Source organism: Streptomyces filipinensis (genome assembly GCF_014649495.1).
Lineage (GTDB): Bacteria > Actinomycetota > Actinomycetes > Streptomycetales > Streptomycetaceae > Streptomyces > Streptomyces filipinensis.
The window spans coordinates 401,803-421,910 of record NZ_BMTD01000005.1; the positions used below are offsets into that span (position 1 = coordinate 401,803).

At 68.7% G+C, this 20,108-nt stretch carries 16 protein-coding genes and 4 pseudogenes; 18 read left to right on the forward strand and 2 right to left on the reverse strand.

What is annotated here, in order from left to right:
• Positions 1 to 214: 214 nt before the first annotated feature.
• The 9 genes and pseudogenes from IE244_RS41995 to IE244_RS43160 all read left to right on the forward strand — a co-directional run.
• Positions 215 to 583 carry a 2-oxoglutarate and iron-dependent oxygenase domain-containing protein gene (locus tag IE244_RS41995; protein WP_229854141.1) on the forward strand — a complete coding sequence of 123 codons (369 nt, stop codon included), beginning with the start codon at positions 215 to 217 and terminating at the stop codon, positions 581 to 583.
• Positions 580 to 1,098, forward strand: a complete 519-nt coding sequence (locus IE244_RS42000) for a 2OG-Fe(II) oxygenase family protein (protein ID WP_229854124.1) — start codon at positions 580 to 582, stop codon at positions 1,096 to 1,098. Before IE244_RS41995 ends, IE244_RS42000 begins: the two co-directional genes overlap by 4 nt.
• A gap of 46 nt (positions 1,099 to 1,144) precedes the next feature.
• Positions 1,145 to 2,485, forward strand: a complete 1,341-nt coding sequence (locus IE244_RS15165; protein ID WP_191874026.1) for an SMI1/KNR4 family protein — start codon at positions 1,145 to 1,147, stop codon at positions 2,483 to 2,485.
• Between the two features lie 1,929 nt (positions 2,486 to 4,414).
• Entirely contained in the window at positions 4,415 to 5,650 is a 1,236-nt protein-coding gene (locus tag IE244_RS15170) for a hypothetical protein (protein WP_191874027.1), read from the forward strand.
• A 162-nt stretch (positions 5,651 to 5,812) separates the two neighbouring features.
• Positions 5,813 to 6,799: pseudogene (locus IE244_RS15175) on the forward strand (IS256 family transposase).
• Positions 6,750 to 7,052 (forward strand): annotated as a pseudogene (locus IE244_RS15180) (transposase); the annotation flags it as partial. The pseudogenes IE244_RS15175 and IE244_RS15180, both read left to right, overlap by 50 nt.
• A gap of 22 nt (positions 7,053 to 7,074) precedes the next feature.
• Positions 7,075 to 7,461: a hypothetical protein gene (locus tag IE244_RS15185; protein WP_191874028.1), complete on the forward strand. Its 387-nt coding sequence runs from the start codon at positions 7,075 to 7,077 to the stop codon at positions 7,459 to 7,461.
• Positions 7,462 to 7,886: 425 nt separating this feature from the next.
• The gene (locus IE244_RS15190; RefSeq protein WP_191874029.1) at positions 7,887 to 8,366 is read left to right on the forward strand and encodes an IS5 family transposase; all 480 of its coding nucleotides are present in this window, start codon (positions 7,887 to 7,889) and stop codon (positions 8,364 to 8,366) included.
• Positions 8,273 to 8,554, forward strand: a pseudogene (locus IE244_RS43160) (transposase); the annotation flags it as partial. The gene IE244_RS15190 and the pseudogene IE244_RS43160, both read left to right, overlap by 94 nt.
• Before the next feature lie 138 nt (positions 8,555 to 8,692).
• Here IE244_RS43160 and IE244_RS15195 read toward each other — a convergent pair.
• Positions 8,693 to 8,992: an antibiotic biosynthesis monooxygenase gene (locus IE244_RS15195; RefSeq protein WP_031173738.1), complete on the reverse strand. Its 300-nt coding sequence runs from the start codon at positions 8,990 to 8,992 to the stop codon at positions 8,693 to 8,695.
• A 304-nt stretch (positions 8,993 to 9,296) separates the two neighbouring features.
• A pseudogene (locus IE244_RS15200) lies at positions 9,297 to 9,680 on the reverse strand (IS701 family transposase); the annotation flags it as partial.
• Between IE244_RS15200 and IE244_RS15205 the strand changes: the two are divergent.
• From IE244_RS15205 to IE244_RS15245, 9 genes are all read left to right on the forward strand, one after another.
• Positions 9,644 to 9,868, forward strand: a complete 225-nt coding sequence (locus IE244_RS15205) for a nitroreductase family protein (protein WP_191874094.1) — start codon at positions 9,644 to 9,646, stop codon at positions 9,866 to 9,868. The pseudogene IE244_RS15200 and the gene IE244_RS15205 sit on opposite strands and share 37 nt — an antisense overlap.
• 324 nt (positions 9,869 to 10,192) lie before the next feature.
• The gene (gene pqqA / locus IE244_RS15210) at positions 10,193 to 10,360 is read left to right on the forward strand and encodes a pyrroloquinoline quinone precursor peptide PqqA (RefSeq protein ID WP_191874030.1); all 168 of its coding nucleotides are present in this window, start codon (positions 10,193 to 10,195) and stop codon (positions 10,358 to 10,360) included.
• Positions 10,357 to 11,073 (forward strand): pyrroloquinoline-quinone synthase PqqC, encoded by a 717-nt coding sequence (pqqC, locus tag IE244_RS15215; protein WP_191874031.1) that lies wholly within the window; start codon positions 10,357 to 10,359, stop codon positions 11,071 to 11,073. Before pqqA ends, pqqC begins: the two co-directional genes overlap by 4 nt.
• Entirely contained in the window at positions 11,070 to 11,354 is a 285-nt protein-coding gene (pqqD, locus tag IE244_RS15220) for a pyrroloquinoline quinone biosynthesis peptide chaperone PqqD (protein WP_229854125.1), read from the forward strand. Before pqqC ends, pqqD begins: the two co-directional genes overlap by 4 nt.
• Positions 11,351 to 12,460, forward strand: coding sequence for a pyrroloquinoline quinone biosynthesis protein PqqE (gene pqqE / locus IE244_RS15225; protein WP_191874033.1), 1,110 nt, complete (start codon positions 11,351 to 11,353; stop codon positions 12,458 to 12,460). Before pqqD ends, pqqE begins: the two co-directional genes overlap by 4 nt.
• Before the next feature lie 159 nt (positions 12,461 to 12,619).
• Entirely contained in the window at positions 12,620 to 13,807 is a 1,188-nt protein-coding gene (locus IE244_RS15230; RefSeq protein ID WP_191874034.1) for a glycoside hydrolase family 88/105 protein, read from the forward strand.
• 5 nt (positions 13,808 to 13,812) lie between these two features.
• Positions 13,813 to 14,598, forward strand: a complete 786-nt coding sequence (locus tag IE244_RS15235) for a heparin lyase I family protein (protein WP_191874035.1) — start codon at positions 13,813 to 13,815, stop codon at positions 14,596 to 14,598.
• 13 nt (positions 14,599 to 14,611) lie between these two features.
• Positions 14,612 to 17,857 (forward strand): glycosyl hydrolase family 28 protein, encoded by a 3,246-nt coding sequence (locus tag IE244_RS15240; protein ID WP_373305745.1) that lies wholly within the window; start codon positions 14,612 to 14,614, stop codon positions 17,855 to 17,857.
• Positions 17,854 to 20,103 carry an alpha-galactosidase gene (locus tag IE244_RS15245; protein WP_191874036.1) on the forward strand — a complete coding sequence of 750 codons (2,250 nt, stop codon included), beginning with the start codon at positions 17,854 to 17,856 and terminating at the stop codon, positions 20,101 to 20,103. The genes IE244_RS15240 and IE244_RS15245 overlap by 4 nt, the downstream gene beginning before the upstream one ends.
• The last annotated feature ends 5 nt before the right edge of the window (positions 20,104 to 20,108 follow it).

A 20,108-nucleotide genomic window follows, 5' to 3' on the forward strand; every position in this document is an offset into this window, starting at 1 on the left:
GGCGGTATTCACCAGCACAACGAGGGTGTCTCACGTTGCGGGATACGTGGTGGACGTACCTTCCCGGGTGTGCTTCGATCCGGTCATGGAGACCACTGGCACGGCACACACGGTGCTGCTCGACTCGTTCTGGGTGAGCCGCCGCGCCGACCAGTTCGACCAGGTCTGTTGCTGATCGCCGTTCCACGGCTCGCGACCCGCACCCTCTCTCTTCATCTCCCGCTTCCGCGCCCCGGACGCCGACCGTGACGCCTTCCTCGCCGAACTCCGTTCCGCCGCCCACGAAGTCGGCTTCTTCTACGTCACCGGGCACGGCGTCCCCGCACCACTGCGCGACGAGGTGCTGAGCGCGGCCCGCGCCTTCTTCGCGCTGCCCGAGGAGCGGCGACTGGAGATCGAGAACCTCAACTCGACCCAGTTCCACGGCTATACGCGCACCGGAACTGAGTACACGGCGGGCAGTGCCGACTGGCGGGAGCAGATCGACATCGGGCCGGAAGGGAGGCGCTCGATGTCGGCCTGGATGACCGACTACCCGCGTCTGATCGTCCCGGCCAATGGCCCTCCGGGCTCCCGGAGTTGAGGGACACCGTGCTGCGCTGGCAGGCGGAGGCGCTGCGGGTGAGCCGTGAGGTGCTGCGGGCCCTCGGGGCCGCACTCGGACAGGACGAGGGCTACTTCGACCAGTGGTTCGACGACGAGGCGGCCGTCCACGTGAAGATCGTGCACTATCCGCCGCGCGCCGCCGAGGACGCCGACCAGGGCGTAGGCGCGCACAAGGATTACGGCTATCTTGCGCTGCTCCAGCAGGACGAGGTGGACGGGCTCCAGGTGCGGCGCCAGGACGGCGAGTGGATCGACGCGGTACCGGTGCCCAACGCCTTCGTGTTCAACATCGGCGAGATGCTGGAGATGGCCACCCAGGGTTATCTGAAAGCCACGCAACACCGGGTCGTCAGCCCGCAGTCGGGGCGTGCACCGCTACTCCATCCCCTTCTTCCTCGGCCCGCGCCTCGACGCGATCGTGATGCCACGGACAAGGTCGAGCGGAGCGGAGCCGAGCCGGGGCCGCAACCCGTTGTCATACCCCTGTGGTGAGGTGAAGTGGAAGTCATACGACGGAGAGTGAGAGGCGGAGGGATCGATGGATGAGTGCACGGCGTGGCGGCCGTTTCTAGAGCAGTGGAGCGCGGAGTGGATCGCGGGGCACGACCCGGAGATGGATGCGCCGCTCGCGCCGGAGGTCGTGCGTGACAGCTGGCTCGGGTTCGCGTCGGCGAGTGAGGCCGAGGTCATCGCAGCCGAGGCCCGGCTGGGGCGTCGGCTGCCGCCTTCGCTGCGGGAGTTCCTGCTGGTCACCAACGGGTGGCGGGACGCGGGCAACTTCATCTACCGGCTGGCGGGCACTGCGGAGCTGGAATGGCTGCGGGACACCGACGACCGCTCCTGGATCGAGGTGTGGGAAGACCTTGCGGAGGACGATGTGGAGGAGGGCGAGGAAGCGTTCGGCGTTCAGGAGGCGAAGGTCCTCGCGCGCTCCCTGCGCCTGTCCCTTGAGGGTGACGCGGCGGTCATGCTGCTCGACCCGGACGACGTGGACGAGGACGGCGAGTGGGCGGCGTACTGGCTCGCCTCCTGGTCCGGCGAGGGACCGGAGCGGTACGGCTCCTTTTACGACCTCATGCGCCGACAGTGGATATCCTTTCACGCCCTGCGCAAGCCGCCGGGCGCCACCCGGGACCACTGGGACGCGGAGGTCGAGCGGGCCCGCTGCGATGCGCTGACCGGGGCAGTCGACGGACCGTTGGCGGTGTTCGCCCAGGCGCACGAGTACGGGCGGGAGCGGGCCGACGTGCTGAGCATGCAAATGAAGGCGATGCTCGGCGGTTGGCGCGGCCACGTCGCGAGCTTGATGTGGTACCGCCCGGAGATCGACGACCTCCTGCTCAGTCCGCTGTTCGCCGCGCAACTCCTGCCGCTGCTGGTCCGGCATGACCAACTCGCCCACCCCCACGACCTGCGGCCCCTGCCACGGCTCAAGGAGTACGCGCCCGCACCTGTGCGGGCACTCGTCGCCGAGTACGAGGCCCGGACGGCCGAGCCGGGCTTCCGGCTTACCTTCGGCGGGCCCGAGTTCGATGCGGCCGTGCACGGCGTCGTCGACCGCCTCGCCGGGCAGCCGGCCTTCCAGGCTCCCGACGGGCCGCCGATCCGTACGAGTCCGATCGTCATCACCCTGTACGCGGGCGGCGGCTCGCGGCCGGAACCCGACCCGCGGTCCGACCCCGCCAAGGTCCGCGCGGCTCTGTGTGACGAAGCTTGGCCAGAACTTCGTGCGGCGCTGCGCCTGTGGCACCCGGTGTGCGAGGACCATATCGCCCCGATATCCCTGTTCGCCGACCCGATCCTGGCCCAGCTGATCACCTCTGACCGCGGCCGCGAGATCCTGGCCACGCCTCGGGGTCCGGGCCCCGGCCGCCAGTAGGCTGAGCGCTCCAGGCGGTACGCGCGACCTGGGCCCCGCCAGCTGATACAGCAGCAGGCCGCACGCCCGCGGCGTGCCACCCACCAGGAAGCCTCTGGTGGGCGGCACGGTACATCGGTGGAGGGAACGGCCGAGCACTGCGGGCTTGCTGGTCACCAGGCGGTCATCCAACGAAACACTCCACGACGTCCTCGTCGAGCGCCGCAATTCTGTCAACGGCCTCGTGGTACCCCCGGAGTCACGCATCCGCCCTTTTTCACTCTGTCGCCGCCGTCGCACCGTTACTTGGCGATCTCTTCCAGCAGCGCCCCCACTTCGTCCTCGGACAGTTCGTTCACATGCTCCAGCAGGCGGCGTTCAAGCTCTCCGGCCACCGCCTCGATCGTCGGCCGGTCGAAGAGGGTCTGGAGCGGCAGCCCTCCTGGCCGGCCTTGCCCCGGGAACTTTCCGTGTCCGGGCCAGTGCCCCCGACCACCCCGACATCCCGGCCGCCTACTACCAGCTCACCGTCACCGCTGCCGGCGGCGTCCACATCGTCATCGAATCCGGAAACAACCAGCAGGCCAAGTCCGACACGCGTTTCCCGCGACCTTGCGTGGCCCGGGTCACCAACTCCATCGGCCCGGGCCTGGAAGGCATCACCGTCACCTTCCAGCTCACCGGCACCACCGGTCTTCGCCGACAACCACACCAGCTTAACCACCGCCACCGACAGCGACGGCTACGCCGGCTCCCGCGCCATCACCGCCGACTTCCCCCCAGCCGCGTCTACGTCAACACGTCCTGCCCTGGCACCACACCCACCCCCGCCCCCATTCGCTTCGTCCTTCAATCCCTCTGGGAGCGGGCCAACGGCAGGCGAGTCACCATTCCTCCAGCAGCCTGGCCCCCGACCTCCAGCAGGCCCAAGCCAAAACCGTCAGGGGACGGCGCAACTCACGAAGCGCAAGGGTCCGGCCGACTGGCCAGGCCCTGCGCTTCGTGAAGGCGTGGAGATTACAGGTCGCCGACCTTCGCGGACGGTTCCTGCAGAACCGCGGCGACGTTGTCGGAGTGGCTGATCGACGAACTGGACCGGGGCTTCGAGCTGGTACAGGTCCCCCCGCCCGTGACACACCACCCCTCACACCCCGTCGAGGGTCCGGATCCATACGTCAAGTAGTCGTGCCTCGCAGCAAAACCGCCGAGCACAACGTCGAGCAGCGCCAGCGCCCGGCAACGGGCACGTAGGACGTCGCGATCGTCCAGGCACGGACACTAGCTCGTGAACAGTCAGGGCGGACATTGAACAGGCCGCCGCTGAACAGCCGGACGAGCAGCCAGAGCACCTCGCGCTGGCCCGGGACGACCCCGCGGGTCTGGACTTCCGCGACCAGTACACCCGAGGCGACGGCGCAGATCATCGAGGCGAAGCGCGAGCACCAGCCGCTTCCCGAGGAGCCGCGTACCCATCGCGTCAGCGGGAGGGAAAGGCCAGCCCCCGGCCGCCGGCGCCGGCACGACGACCACGTACGGTGACCGCTGCCCCCTGCCTCATCCGAGACCTCCCGGCGGCGGACATTACCTGGGCGACGACCACCGACTGCGGCGAGATGGGTCAACTGAGGTGCCCCGGCAAGTTCCTGCCCCACACCCCTGGTGCCAAGGGCTGGGATGCCCGTACAACGAACCATGGCCCATCGCCGCGATCCCGATGACCTGTCACCGCCAAGAAGCTGGAGCCCCCCTGAGCGCCGACTCTGGTCCGCTTTCCGTGACGGCAGCATGCTGGACCTGCGCACAGGCGCTGAAGCGGATGACGATCCCTCCACTGGGTCGGCCTGGGGGCCGGAGCGGCAGATCAGAGCTCATGTGATCGCTGTCCTGCTCCTCCATGGGCCGCCCGCCCGTCCCGGAAAGGTCTGTGCGCTCCGTGTCACAGGCGCACGAGTGACCGGTGCACTCGACCTCACCTCTGCGACTATCGGCTACGAGATCGACTTCGACAGATGCTCCTTCTCCGAGTCGGTGAGCCTTCGGCATGCCACGACACTCGCGGTCTACCTGTCCGGGTCCCATCTGCCCGAGCTCAGCGCGGAGGCACTGACCAGCCCAGGCCTCGACATGCGGAACGCGGTCGTAGAGGGAAATATCTGGATCCAGGGGAGCGACATCAAGCTCGACCTGAACCTCGATCGCGCACAGGTCGGCGGTGGGATCAACGGAAATCTCCTCACGATCGGGTCATGGTTCAACGGCCGCTTCGGCCTCTCCGTGGGGAAATGGCTGGCTCTCGCCAGCGCACGCATCGGGGGCATCGACCTGCGCCAGGCTGACATCGGGCGCGCAGAGGACAAACCAGCTTTCGGGGCCCCGCTCTTGACGTGCGACACGTTGTGGGCGTCGGAGATCCGGGTGGCGCACGGCATGATTCTGACCGGGGCACGCATCAACGGCGAGGCACTGTTCTCGCAAGCGGTGGTCTCTGATGTTCCCCCAGACCAGCCGGCAATCCGCCTCGATGACATCCACGCCCGACGCCTGGACATCACCACGGCACAGACGGACACGAAGTCGGTCTCGTTGCGCGGAGCCACCATCGGCAAGCTGATCGACCGTGCCCACGAAGGTCCCCTGGTGGACCTGGATGCGCTCACCTACGAGCGACTCGAACCGCTGCCGCCGCGCTCGACCCGTACTCGGCTCGCCTGGCTCCAGACCAGCCTGAACGGGCAGTACCTGCCTCACCCCTACGAGCAACTGGCGGCGGCCTACCGGGCCCTCGGTCATGACGGCGAAGCCCGCAGGGTTCTGCGCGCCAAGTACCGTCACCACCGCTCAACGCTGCCGTGGGCCACCAAGATCTGGGACTGGCTGCAGGACGTCGTCGCGGGATATGGCTATCGTCCAGCCCTGGCCGGCGGCTGGCTCATCATCCTCACCGTCCTCGGCGCAGTCGTCTTCAGCATCAGCGAGCCACGTCCTGCCGACCCAGGCCACGGTCCGGACTTCAACTCCTCGATCTACACACTGGACCTCCTGCTGCCCATCATCGACTTCGGCCAGGAGAAAGCGTTCCTGCCGCAGAGCGGACTCCAGTGGTTCACCTACGTGCTCATCGCCTCGGGATGGATACTCGCCACCACACTGGTTGCTGGCCTCACCCGCGTGCTGGGCCGCTCCTGACAGTGCGCAGCCCGGTAGCTGGCGCGGGACTGTAAATCGTTCGGTGTAACTCCCGATCATGGAAGATGCATCGATGACCAGTGAGAATGTGGCCGGGCTCAGGCCGAGGGCCTGCATCTGACCGGTGAGGGCGGGCTGCTCCAGCAGCTGACCAAGCGGCTGCTGGAGTCCGCCCTCGAAGGCGAGATCACCGACCACCTCGGCTATGACAAGCACGATCCGGCGGGCAAAGACGGTCGCAACTCCCGCAACGGCAAACGCTCCAAGACCGTGCTGACCGACGTGGGGCCGGTGGAGATAGCCGTGCCCCGCGATCGGGACGGCTCCTTCGAGCCGAAGATCGTCAAGAAGCGGCAGAAGCGCCTGACCGGCGTCGACGAGATGGTGATCTCGCTGGCCGCGAAGGGCCTGACCAGCGGCGAGGTCCAGGCCCACCTGGCGGAGGTCTAGGCGCCGAGGTCTCCCGGCAGACCATCTCCACCACCCGACAAGGTCCTCGAGGGCATGGTCGAATGGCAAAGCCGCCCTCTGGGCCCCGTCTATCCGGTGGTCTTCATCGACGCCATCCACGTGAAGATCCGCGACGGCGCCGTCGCCAACCGGCCCATCTACGTGGCCCTGGCCGTCACCACCGAAGGCCGGCGCGAGATTTTGGGCTTGTGGGCCGGCGACGGCGGCGAAGGCGCCAAGCACTGGCTGCACATCCTCACCGAGATCAAGAACCGCGGCGTGAGCGACGTGCTGATGCTGGTCTGCGACGGGCTCAAGAGTCTGCCCGAGGCGGTGGAGACGGTCTGGCCTCGCACCATCGTGCAGACCTGCGTGGTCCACCTGCTGCGGAGCTCCTTCCGTTATGCCACCCGCCAGGACTGGGACAAGATCGCCAGGCTTCTCAGGCCCGTCTACACCGCGCCGACCGCGGAGGCCGCTCTCGAGCGGTTCACCGAGTTCGTCGATGCCTGGGGCAGGAAGTATCCGGCGAGCGTGAAGCTGTGGGAGAACGCGTGGGAGGAGTTCACTCCGTTCCTGCGGTTCGACACCGAGATCCGCCGCATCGTCTGCACCACCAACGCGATCGAGTCGGTCAACGCGCGGATCTCGGGGCAGGGTCGGCCACCCACGCCGCAGACCAGACTCGCTCTTCGCTGACCGCGGATACGACCATGACGTTTACCGCAACCAAGTCCGCGCCCGTGGCATCGTGCCGGCCATCGCACGCCGCAGCACGCAACACGGCACCGGCTTGGGCACCTACCGTTGGGTGGTCGAGCGCACCTTCGCCTGGCTCCACGGCTTCAAACGGCTCCGCATCCGCTGGGAACGCAGAGCCGACATCCACGAAGCCTTCCTCAAACTCGCCTGCTGTCTCATCACCCACCGACAGATTCGCTCCCTGTGTTAGCAGTTGTCAGTAAGCTGCAGGTATGACTGAGCTGGCGGCCGGCAGGCCCGGGCCACGCAAGCCGAGAGAGCTGCGCGATGTCGACGAGTTCCTGGACCAGGTGAGGCTCCGCCCGGGAATGTGGGTCCGCCGCAGCTCTCTTCAGCACCTCGACTCCATGCTCGTCGGCTACGCAGTCGCCTCTGAGATCCATGGCAGCGATGAGAGTTTCGACTTCTGGAACAGCGGCCCCTTCTCTCAGTGGCTGTGGAAGCGGATGAACATGACGTACCCCAGCAACCTGGGCTGGGCTGTCGAGATCGAACGGGCGGCTGAGGCAGCGGGTACTCCGCCCATGGAGATGTTCTTCTCCCTCTTGGATGAGTTCCGCGCTGAACGAGGTAGAACGCGGAGCGCGCAGGAGGGGTAGCAATCCCTCCAGACAGACGATGCCCTCACTCCCAGCCGAAGGCACAAACTCACACCAAGACTGCTCCTACCAGGAACCCTCCACCTCATTCCGTTAGCCACTGTTCGTCGGGGTGGGGGCGGACGCTAGCGGAGCGGGAACAGACACGCATTCCACGACCCGATCGCGGCATGGGGACAGGCCACCGGGATGCCGGTGATCGAACGGTGTTCTTGCTCGCCGAAGGAGCCATCGCTCACTGCTGGCACCCCCGGCGACCCGGCCCCCGCACATCACACGGCGCAGCCGTTGAAACGCTTCCCGGCGCGCTGTGAGCCAGGTCGCGCCGTCAACAACGTCCCGGCCCGCAACAGCTAGGACTTGTCCGGCCGATCAAGTGACTAACTACTGTTCAGATCGCTGATGTGAGCATGAGGTGGGGCGATGTGACGGATGCGGAGTGGGATCGGCTGCGGCCCTTCCTGCCGGTCAGCAACGGGCGTTGTGGCCGGTGGCGGGATCACCGGCAGGTGATCGACGGGATCCTTCACCGAGTACGGACGGGGGTGCAATGGCGCGATCTCCCAGAGCGGTTCGGGCCGTGGAAGACAGCCTACGAACGCCACCGGCTGCGTTCGGCCGAAGGCACCCGGGAGCGTCTGCTGCAGCAGGTCCAGGCCGCGGCCGATGCTGCGGGAGAGATCGACTGGGACATCGCGGCGGACTCCACCGTCGTGCGCGCCCATCAGCACGCGGCCGGTGCCCGCACCGAACCACCGCCGGCGCCCGCTTCAAAGGGGGCCGAAGTAGTGGAACATCGGTGCGAAACATCGTGGCGGAGTCTGCTCGCCCGGCTGGTGGAGGTGGTGCAGGAGGTGAGGGCCTGCGCCGCTCGCGCCCCGGGTTCACCAGCAAACTCCACCTGAGCGCGGATGGCCGCTGCCGCCCGCTGTCCTTGGTCGTCACCGGCGGACAACGAGCGGACTGCACCCAGCTCAAGGCCGTGCTCGAAAAGATCCGCGTTCCGCGCATCGGGCCGGGCCGGCCACGCACGAAACCCGACAGTCTCACGGCCGACAAGGGATACAGCAACGGTCCGTGCCGCACCTACCTGCGGCGCCGGGGCATCCGGCCCATCAGCCCGGAGAAGGCCGACAGTCAGGCCGCCCGCGTGCGCAGAGGCTCACGCGGCGCACGGCCACCCGGCTTGCGGCGGCCCTGGTCATGTGGCTCCGTACATGATCGGCCGGGCCTAGTCGCGGGGTTCTGCGAGAAGGTCGTCCACCACATGACATCGAATGGTGGGGAGGTGCTCAGCGATCGCCTCACTCATCATGGCTTCCCCTTCGGGGTCCACGTCTGGGCACCCCTCGCGAGTGGCGGCATCCGGCCACCGTGCGTACGCCACCCAGGTGCCGTCATCGGCCTGATGCAGACGTGATCCGTAGCTGCCGCAGTGCTTGTGCATCGCGTGTGTCACGCGGTGCCAACCAGCTGCGAACTGCTGCTCCTTGCCTTCGTGCAAACGCCACCGGTAGATCACGGCAAACATGACACGACCTCCCCCTTTGACCTCCGCGCCTCCGGAATCCGATGGGCGTGCCCTGCATACCCACCACACTCCAGATCGGAACTGTACATGTCAGCCTATTGGGTGGGGGCGGTCTCTGACGATCGCAACAAGGCCACCGCCGCAGCCGGCGGATCCGGCTCTGGACATGATCGGCCGGACAAGTCCCAGTAGTGCTTCGTTAGGTTCTGGTTCTGCTGGTCGGTAGGGGGGTGGCCGCAGGTGGTGCAGGTGCCGGTCCAGCACCTCAGCAGGTCCTGGAGCTCGTCGAGGACCTGGTAGAGGGTCAGGCCGGCATCTGGGCTGTTGGGTCGAGTCGCCGCAGGGTGAGGAAGGCCTGGGCGGCGGTGACGAGGGTGACGTGGTGGAGCCAGCCGCGCCAGGTGCGGCCTTCGAAGTGGTCCAGGCCCAGGCCGTGTTTGAGTGCGCGGTAGTCGTGCTCGATCCGCCAGCGCATCTTCGCCCACCGCACCAGGTCGGCGATCGGGGTGGTGGCGGGCAGTTTGGTCATCCGGTAGCCGGTCGGCTCGTGAGCTTGGTCGGGCTGTTCGACCAGCAGGGCCCGCAGCGGCAGCACACCGTCCCACCGGTTGCGTCCTCCGGACTGTTCCTGGGCGGTGGCGGCAGGCTTCCTTGCCCTCCGCCGACCTGGCCGAGAGGATCGCCGCCAAGCACCTGCGCGCCCCGATGCTGCTCGCCGTCGTCTTCCAGCCTCGCGACCACCCGGGAATCCCGCACTGGGAGCAGTTGGCCGCGACGTCCGCGAGGGCCACCACCCTGCTGCTGCTCCTCCACGCCCGCGGCTGGGGCGGCGTGTGGTTCGGGGGGCCCTGCCCGGACGCGCCGCAGGGAGGGTGATCGGGGGGACCTTGCTGCTCACGAGCCTCTTGATCCTTCGGTTGTCGACAGGCGTCAACGATCACGTGCCGCCATGCATTCCTGATGGCGACATCCGCCTCTACTGACCGTTCAGTCAGTGAAAGGAGCGGAGATTGGCCGGAAACGCATCCGACGTTTTCGGTCCGGACCATTGACCGGAGCCCTCCGCCCCGCAACTCTGTATCGCGCCCCGGACGTGTCACTGAACCCGGTGCATACATGTGAACTGGTCCTGACCAGGCCGCATCTTCCCCCCGGCTCCCTTCCGAGACTCCCCACCCTCAGGAAAGCGAGTACGCACACATGAGTGAGAGTCCTTCCCTGCCTGCCCTGACACACCACTCCGCTGCGGATACATCGGATGAAAAGCTCTGGAAGACCCCGGACTACCACATCGTGGAGACCGCGCTGGAGGTGACCGCGTACGCGCTCGCCGACCGCCGTCCGCCCCAGCCGCCCCCGGCCGCATGACCGCGGCACCACCCGGACTCGACGGCCGCGCCGCCTGGCCGGCCGCCGAGTTCACCGAGCGGCTGCGTGCGGTCACCGCGACGCGCTACCACGACCGGCACCCCTTCAACCAGCGGATGCACCGCGGCGAACTGACCCCCGCCGAACTGCGCCGCTGGATCGCCGCCCGCTTCCACTACCAGCGGCACATCCCCGTCAAGGACGCGCTGATCCTCGCGAAGCTCGACCGGCCCGAGGAGCGCCGCGCCTGGCTGCGCCGCATCCACGACCAGGACGGTACCGACGCCACGGGGGGCGGTATCGAGCGCTGGCTGCGGCTCGGCGAGGCGGCCGGCCTGGCCCGCGAGGAACTGTGGGACACCTCCCGGGTCCCGCCTGGGGTGCGCCTCGCGGTGGAGGGGTACGTCACCTTCTGCCGGCGCAGCCCTCTGCTGGACGCGGTCGCGGCCTCCCTGACCGAGCTGTCCGCCCCGGACCTGATGCGCACCCGCATCGCCGCCTTCGAACGCCACTACCCGTGGATCGACGCGGTGGGCCTCGGCTACTTCCGCACCCGTGTCACCCAGGGCGCCCGGGACGCCGAGCAGGCCCTCGCCCTGGTCCTCGCCCGGGCCCGCACCCGCGAGGAGCAGCGACGGGCCGTCGCGGCACTGGAGTTCAAGTGCGAGGTGCTGTGGGCCCTGCTCGACGCGGTGGACCGGAGCGACCCGTGACAGCGGCGTCGCCGGCCTCGCCCGCCACGTCATGGCGCCCCGTCCTCGCCCGCGGGGTGGTGCTGCGGCACGACCCGGTACGGGACGCCGACCTGTTGCTGCTGCCGGAGCGGGTGGTGGTGCTCGACGGCAGTGCGGGCGGTGTGCTCCGGCTGTGCGACGGCGTCCGGGACGTGGCCGCCGTCGTCGCCGAGCTGGCCGTACGCCACCCCGCCGCGCCCGTCGCCGCCGAAGTCCCCGAATTTCTGAACCGGTTACGGAAGGAGGGCTGGCTGAGATGACCGCACCTCCCGCACCTCCCGCACCTCCCGGTCCTCCCTGGGCCCTGCTCGCCGAGCTCACCCACGCCTGCCCACTGCGCTGCGGTTACTGCTCCAACCCCGTCGAACTGGTCGGCCGGTCAGGGGAGCTGTCCACGGAGCAGTGGTCGGAGGTCTTCCGGCAGGCGGGCGCGCTCGGTGTCGTCCACACCCATCTGTCCGGCGGCGAGCCGCTGCTGCGGCGCGACCTGTCCGACCTGGTGGCCGCCGCCGACGGCGCGCGCCTGTACACCCAGCTCGTCACCAGCGGGGTGGGCCTCGGTGAGCGGCGGCTGGCCGAGCTGACCGGGGCCGGGCTGCGCAGCGTGCAGCTGTCGGTGCAGCACGCGGACCGCGTCACCGCCGAACGGATCGCGGGAGCACGGTCGTTCACCGCGAAGGAACGCGCCGCTCGGCTGATCCACGAGGCCGGACTGCCCCTCGGGCTGAACGCCGTCCTGCACCGCGGCAACCTGGACGACCTCGACGGCCTGATCCGGCTCGCGCTCGACTGGGGTGCCGACCGGATCGAGCTGGCGAACACCCAGTACCACGGCTGGGCGGCCCGCAACCGCGCCGCGTTGCTGCCGACACCCGCCCAGGTCGAGCGCGCCCGTGCCCGAGTGGTCCGCTGGCGTGAACGCCTCGGCGGCACACTGGAGTTGGTGTGGGTGGCCCCCGACCTGGTGGACGCCACGGCGAAACCCTGCATGGGCGGCTGGGGCGCCGTCTCGCTCACCGTCACTCCGGACGGCACGGTGCTGCCGTGCCCCGCGGCCGGCACCCTGCCCGGTCTGGACCCGCCCAACGTGACGCACCGCGAACTTGCCTGGATCTGGCGTGAGTCGAGGGCCTTCAACGCCTTCCGGGGCGAGTCCTGGATGCCCGAACCATGCCGCGGCTGCGCCCTGCGCACCGTCGACCACGGCGGCTGCCGCTGCCAGGCATACGCCCTGACCGGCGACGCCACCCGCACCGACCCCGCCTGCCGGCACGCCCCGGACCGCCCTCTCGTCGCGGCGCTTGTGCACGGTGCCGCCGACTGTGCTGATCCATCGGCGTATGGCTACCGAGGGGGAGGGCGCTGAGATGCCGACGCTCGCGGGCCGGCCCGGCCGAGGACACCCGCACCGACCCCGCCTGCCGGCACGCCCCGGACCGCCGTCTCGTCGACGTCCTGGTCCGCAGCACCGCTGACACCGCTGCCGCGCTGATCCATCCGCGTACGCCTACCGAGAAGGAGGACCATGAGACGCCGACGTCTGCGGGCCGCGCTGACCGCGGCGACGCTCGCCACCGCCACCCTGGTCGCGCTGCCCACCGCCGTACCCCCGGCCAGCGCCACCCCGGCCCCCGCGCCCCGCCCCGCCGCCGCCCGCGACTGGTCGACGGCCGTCGTGGACTCCACCATGGCGCGCTACACGCCGGCCACCATCGGCGGCTGGTCGTACCCCGTGGGCCTGTACCTCTACGGCCAGTACCTCGTCTACCGGCGCACCCATGATCCCCGCCTGCTCGCCTACATCAAGGCCTACGTCGACCGGTTCGTGCACAGCGACGGCACGATCGACCAGTCCTTCAACAGCCTCGACAGCATGCAGGCGGGGCGACTGCTGGTGATCCTGCACCACGAAACCGGCCAGGACCGCTACCGCAAGGCCGCGCGGAAGATCCGCGACCGCCTGAACAGCTATCCGCGCACCTCCGACGGCGGCTTCTGGCACGCCGACACCAGCAGCCGGGCCCACCAGCTGTGGGCGGACGGTGCCTACATGGTGAACCCGTTCCTGGTCGAGTACGGCAAAGAGTTCGGCGACGGTGCCTACACGAACCACGAGGCCGCCGAGCAGTTGGCCGTCTACGGCGGTCACCTCCAGGTGGCGAACGGCCTGTTGCGGCACGCGTACGACGAGTCCAGGTCGGCGAGCTGGGCCGACCCGGCCACCGGACTCGCCCCGGAGCACTGGTGCCGTGCCGTCGGCTGGTACGCGATGGCGCTGGTGAACGTCCTCGACGCGATCCCCGCCGACCAGCCCCGACGTCCTCAACTGCTCGGCACCTTGCGGTCGTTGGCCTCGGCGCTGGAGAAGTACCAGGACCCGGCGTCCGGGCGCTGGTTCCAGGTGATGGACAAGGGCTCCCGGCCGGACAACTGGGCCGAGACCTCCTGCTCCAGCATGTTCGCCTACGCCCTCTCCCGCGGCGTCCAGCAGGGCTATCTGGACCAGCGCTTCAACGCGGTCGCCCAGCGCGGCCACCAGGGGGTGCTGGCCCGGCTGTCGGTCGGCGCGGACGGCCGTACGAACCTGGCCGACATCTCCGTCGGCACCAACGTCGGCGACTACGCGTACTACGTGGGCCGCACCCGGGCCACCAACGACTTCCACGGGCTCGGGGCCTTCCTGATCATGAACGAGCAACTGCGAGGTGATTGAGTGTCATGAGCACGTCCAGAAGGGCTGTGCTGGGCGCCGCACTCGGCGGTGCCGTGGCAGCAGCGACCGGCCTGCCCGCCACCGAGGCGCACGCCGCCTCCTGGCAGCTGAAGTGGTCGCCGTCGGCACGCAGCGACGGACTCGGCGCCTTCGAGACCGTCGAGGACGACCGCGCGCACTCCCACCCGGCGGGCCATCCGCACATCTTCGCCACCGGCGACAACTGGCGCTTCAACATGCACACGGTCGACCGGGACACCTCCACCGACCGCCAGCGCCAGGAGGTCACCGGGCTGCGCACCGGCGCCGGCAGCTATCTGAAGTGGACCGAGGGCCAGACCTGGCGGCTCACGTACTCGATGTACATCCCCAGCACCCTCAAGGCGACGACCACCTTCACCCACATCATGCAGATGAAGCAGCCCGGCGCCGGCACATCGCCGATCGTCGTGCAGTCGCTGCGGCGCCTGAACGGTGTCCAGACCATCGAACTGCGGCTCGCGATCGACGACATCCTCGTCGGCCGTACGAACCTCGACCCGCTGCACGACAAGTGGACCGACGTCGACTTCCAGATCAAGGTCGGCAACGGTTCGGCCGGTTCCGTCCGCTGGATCCTCAAGAACGGTTCCACCACCGTCGTCGACAAGTCCAGGTCCGGTGTCGACACCTTCCTCGCCGACCGGGTGCGCCCCAAGTGGGGCATCTACCGCTCCCTCGGCGACACCTCCGGATCGCTGCAGGACACCTACCTGCTGCTCACCAACCTCCGCGGCTACCAACTCGCCTAGAGGAGCGGTCTTCGTGAAACCCGCCATCGCCGACCCGAGACGGGCGGCGGCGATCGTCCTGTGCGTCCTCGCCGTCGTCCTCGGCCTCACCCACCCCGCCGCCTTCGCGGCCCCGCACCCTGCCACGCCCCGCCCGGCAGCCGTTTACGACGTGCGCGACTACGGCGCCAGGGGTGACGGCTCGACCAACGACACCCCCGCCATCGACAAGGCCGTCACCGCGGCCAACGCGGCGGGCGGCGGCACCGTCCGCCTCCCGGCCGGCACCTACAAGTCCAAGAACACCATCCACATGAAGAGCCATGTGACGCTCCAGGTCGACAAGGGCGCCACCCTCCAGGGCTCCTCCGCAGGCACCTACGACCCGCCCGAGTCCAACCCGAACGACAAGTACCAGGACTACGGGCACAGCCACTTCCACGACGCGATGATCTACGGCGACCGGCTGACCGACATCGGTTTCACCGGCGACGGGGTCATCGACGGCGGCGGCAACCTGATCACCGGAAACCCCAGGTCCGGGCAGGCCGACAAGATCCTCTCGCTGACCCGCTGCGACGGGCTGCGGCTCGGCGACGGTCTCACGCTGCGCCGTGGCGGCCACTTCGGCGCCCTGATCAACGGCTGCACGAACGTCGTCTCCGACCACCTGACCATCGACACCGCGAGCGACCGCGACGGCTGGAACGTCATCTCCACGACCGACGTCACGATCACCAACGCGCACATCGCGGCCAACGACGACGCCCTGGTCTTCAAGAGCGACTACGCCCTCGGCGCCAAACTCCCCAACGGCCACGTGCGCGTGAGTGATTCGGTGCTGTCGGCGCGCTGCTGCAACGCCCTGATGTTCGGCTCCGAGACCTGCGGCGACTTCTCCGACTACCAGTTCGAGAAGATCCGTATCGAGGGCGCCGACAAGTCCGGGCTCGGCATGGTCTCCATGGACGGCGCGAAGATCTCCGACGTCCACTACCGCGACATCACCATGACCGACGTGCACTCGCCGATCATGGAGAAGATCGGCACCCGTAAGCGATGCGGAAACAGTCCAGGCGTCGGCTCGATCAGCAACATCACCTACGACGACATCACGGCCACCGGCAACAGCCCGTCCTTCAGCCCGACCCTGTGGGGCGAGGACGGCCACCGCATCAGCGACGTCACCTTCAACCACGTCAACATCACCGTCCCCGGCGGCAACGGCACCATGTCCACCGGTGTGCCGAGCAACGACGCCAAGGACTACAACCCCAAGAGCATCGGGACCCGGCCGGCGTACGGCTGGTACCTGCACGACGCCGACGGCGTCACCTTCACCGACAGCTCAGTGAAGTTCGCGGCGGACGACGGCCGCCCCGCCTTCATCGCCAACGCGGCGAGCGGTATCCGGTTGACCCGGTTCACAGCGCAGAAGGGCGGCAACTCACCTCACGACCTCGGCTTCCAGTCCGTCACCGGCTACTGCGTCAGCGACAGCCACACCGCCAACGGCGGCGCCCTGCGCGTGTCGGCGAGGGGATCCAGCCAGAACTGCGCGGCACCGGTAACACCCGGCGACGTCGAGAACCCCCGCCAGGCCTTCCTCCGCGCCTCCGTCGGCGGCCTCTTCCTGCACTGGGGCCTGCGCACCGCCCCCGCGCACACCAGCTGCACCGCCTGGGAGAAGGACGTCACCAGCGGTGGCTGGACGCCGGACTACTGGGTGAACGAGGCGCGGAAACTGCACACGCAGTACATCGTGCTGGCGACCTTCCACAGCCGGCTCGGCTACGCCCGCCCGTGGCCGTCGAAGATCCCCGGTTCCTGCTCCACCAGGCGGGACTTCCTCGGTGAGCTGATCAACGCCGCGAAGGCCAAGGGCATGAAGGTCATCCTCTACATGACCGACGACCCCCAGTGGCACGACGAGGGCGGCCACGAGTGGCTCGACTCGGCCGCCTACTCCGCCTACAAGGGCAAGAACGTCGACCTCACCACCCGCGACGGCTTCGGGCAGTTCTCGTACGACAACTTCTTCGAGGTCATGGACCGCTACCCCGACCTCGGCGGCTTCTGGATCGACAACGACAACGCGTACTGGGAGAGCCACAACCTCTACGCGCAGATCTATCAGAAGCGCCCGGACTACACGCTCAGCAACAACAACGAAGACACGCCGATCATGGACATGATCAGCAACGAGCAGAAGACGGGGATGACGCCCGCCTACGACTACCCACAGGCGGTCTACACCGCCCAACCCCGCCTGACCGAGGCCGACTTCAAGCTGCCGTCGACCGGGGCCTGGTGGTACGACGGCTCGAACCCCACCGTCGACAAGATGCTCACGCTCGGCCGGCTGATCACCAACGCCGGTTCCTCGGTGAAGGCGCTCATGGCGGAGACCGCCCAGGTCAACGGGAAGTTCCCGGCGAACCAGGCGGACTTCAACAACTTCGCCAACTCCTACCTCGACAAGATCTGGGAGTCCCTGCACGGCACCGAGGGCGGCGGCTACCTGTACGGCGGCCTCAAGCCCGGCTTCTGGAACGACGGCGCCCACGGCGTCACCACCGTCGCCAAGGACGACCCGAACCGGCAGTACGTCCACGTCCTGACCCCGCCGAGCACCGGCACCCTGCGCGTCCGCGACAACGGGTACCGCATCGCGGCGGTCACCAACCTCCGCACCGGAGCGCCGGTTTCCTGGTCGCAGTCCGGCGGCGTGCTCACCCTCACCGGCCTCGGCCGCTGGGACCCGTACGACACCGTCTTCAAGGTGATCACCGCGGGGCGCCAGGGCATCGCGACCGGCGTCAAGGTCACCGCGAGCACGTCCGCGAGCGGCCACTCCGGCTCCGCCGCCGGCGACGGCGACCACCTCACCTACTGGGACAACGACAAGACGCTCCCGGTCAGCCTCACCTTCGACCTCGGCACGGCGCAGAAGGCGCAGTACCTCGGGCTGAACCAGCGCGAGGACTCCGTCGCCTACGCCCGCTCCGCCACCGAACAGTCCGCGCGGATCAAGGCCTACAAGGTCTACCTCAGCGACGACGGCAAGAACTGGGGCAGCCCCGTGAAGTCCGGACAACTCCCGAGCGCCCGTGGCATCCAGGGCATCGACCTGCCCGGCACCACGGCCCGCTATGTCCGCCTCGAGGTCGACACCACCTGGGCCGCCTCCACCGACACCACCCGCTACCAGCGGCTGCGGATAGACGAGGCCTGGATCGGCACCTCCTACGCCACACCCGCCCCGAAGGGACGTCCATGACCCGGCTCAGAACCCTCACGACGGCGGCGGCCGGGCTGCTCGTCGTAGCCGCCGTGCCCCTCGCCGGCGCCGCCCACCCCGCGGCCGCCTCCGACAACGGCCAGTCCCCGCGGCCCGCCATGGGCTGGAGCAGCTGGAGTTTCGTACGCCGGCAGCCCACCGAGGCGAAGATCGGGGCCCAGGCCGACGCGCTGGCGTCGAGCGGCCTGAAGGACCACGGTTTCGTCCAGGTCAACCTCGACGACTTCTGGCAGAAATGTGATGAAAACGGTTTCACGGTCGACTCCCACGGCCGCTGGGCCGTGGACACCGCCAAGTTCCCCGACGGCATCAAGGCCCTCGCCGATCACGTCCACGCCAAGGGCCTGAAGTTCGGCTTCTACGTCACCCCCGGCATCGCGAAGAACGCCGTCCTGAAGAACACCCCGATCGAGGGCACGCCGTACCACGCGAAGGACATCGCGGACACCTCGAAGACGGAGAAGAACTACAACTGCAAGAACATGTACGCCATCGACTACTCCCGGCCCGGCGCCCAGGAGTTCGTCAACTCGTGGGCCGGCCAGTTCGCTTCATGGGGAGTCGACTACCTGAAGATCGACGGCGTGGGCAGCCAGGACATCCCCGACGTCCAGGCCTGGGACAAGGCCCTGCGCGCCACCGGCCGGCCCATCACCTTCGCCCTGTCCAACAACCTCGCACTCGACCACGCCTCCACCTGGCGCGCGCTCGCCAACAGCTGGCGCACCCAGGGTGACGTCGAGTGCTACTGCGGGCCGGGCTCCAACGGAAGCGGTTACCCGCTCACGAACTGGTCCCATGTCTCCACCCGCTTCGACTCGGCCGCCGCCTGGCAGCCGTACGCCGGGCCCGGCGGCTGGAACGACCTGGACTCCCTGGAGATCGGCAACGGCGACCAGGCGGGACTCACCGCCGACCAGCGCCGCTCCCAGTTCACGCTGTGGTCGATGGCGGCGGCACCGCTGCTGCTGGGCACCGACCTGACCCACCTCGACCCGGTCGACAAGGCGATGCTCACCAACGACCGGCTGATCGGCGTGGACCAGGACGGGGCCGCGGCGAAACGGATCGTGAACAGCGGGGTCAAGCAGGTCTGGAGCAAGCGGGAGAGCAACGGCGACTACGTGGTGGCCCTGTTCAACACCGGAACCTCCGGCAGCGCCACGGTCACCGTGAACTGGTCCCAGGTCGGGTTCACCGGCTCCGGTGACGTCACCGACCTGTGGTCCGGCTCCCACAAGGGCACGGTCACCGGCTCCTACAGCGCGACCCTCCGCCCCGGCGAGACCCGGCTCGTCAGGGTCAGGCCCACCGCCGCCGTGAAGTCACTCGCGGCGTCCCCCGGCATGGCCGTCGCCCCCTACGAGTACCTGGGCTGGGGCGATCCGCCGGACCCGGCCGAGGTGATGTCCGCGACCGGCGACAGGTGGTTCACCCTCGCCTTCGTCCTGTCCGACGGCACCTGCAACCCCAAGTGGGACGGCACCCGGCCGCTGACCGGCGGCGGCGACCAGTCGGCGGTCAACCGCATACGGTCCGCGGGCGGCGATGTGATCGTCTCCGTCGGCGGCTGGAGCGGTGCCAAACTGGGGGAGAAGTGCTCCAGCGCCTCCGCACTGGCCGGCGCCTACCAGAAGGTGATCAACGCGTACAGGCTGAAGGCGCTCGACATCGACATCGAGAACACCGAGTGGTCGAACGCCACCGTCCGCCAGCGTGTCGTGGACGCCCTGAAGACCGTGAAGGCGAACAACCCCGGCCTGAAGACGGTCATCACCTTCGGCACCGCCACCAGCGGCCCCGACGCCACCGGCGTCGACATGATCAAGCGCGCGGCAAGGTCCGGCCTGGCCGACGACGTCTGGTGCGTCATGCCGTTCGACTTCGGCGGCGGCACCACGAACATGGGCACCCTCACCACGCAGGCCATGGAGGGCCTCAAGGCCCGGGTCAAGGCGGCCTACGGCTACGACGACGCCACCGCCTACGCCCACATCGGCCTGTCGTCCATGAACGGAAAGACCGACGACTCCGGTGAGCGCGTCCGCGTCGCCGACTTCCGGACCATGCTCGCCTACGCCCGGCAGCACCACATCGCGCGCCTCACCTACTGGTCCGCCAACCGCGACCGCCCCTGCGGCTCCGGCACCGACGGCGACTCCTGCAGCGGCGTGCCGCAGCAGCCGTACGACTACCTCAAGGTCTTCACCCAGTACACGGGCTGAGGGGA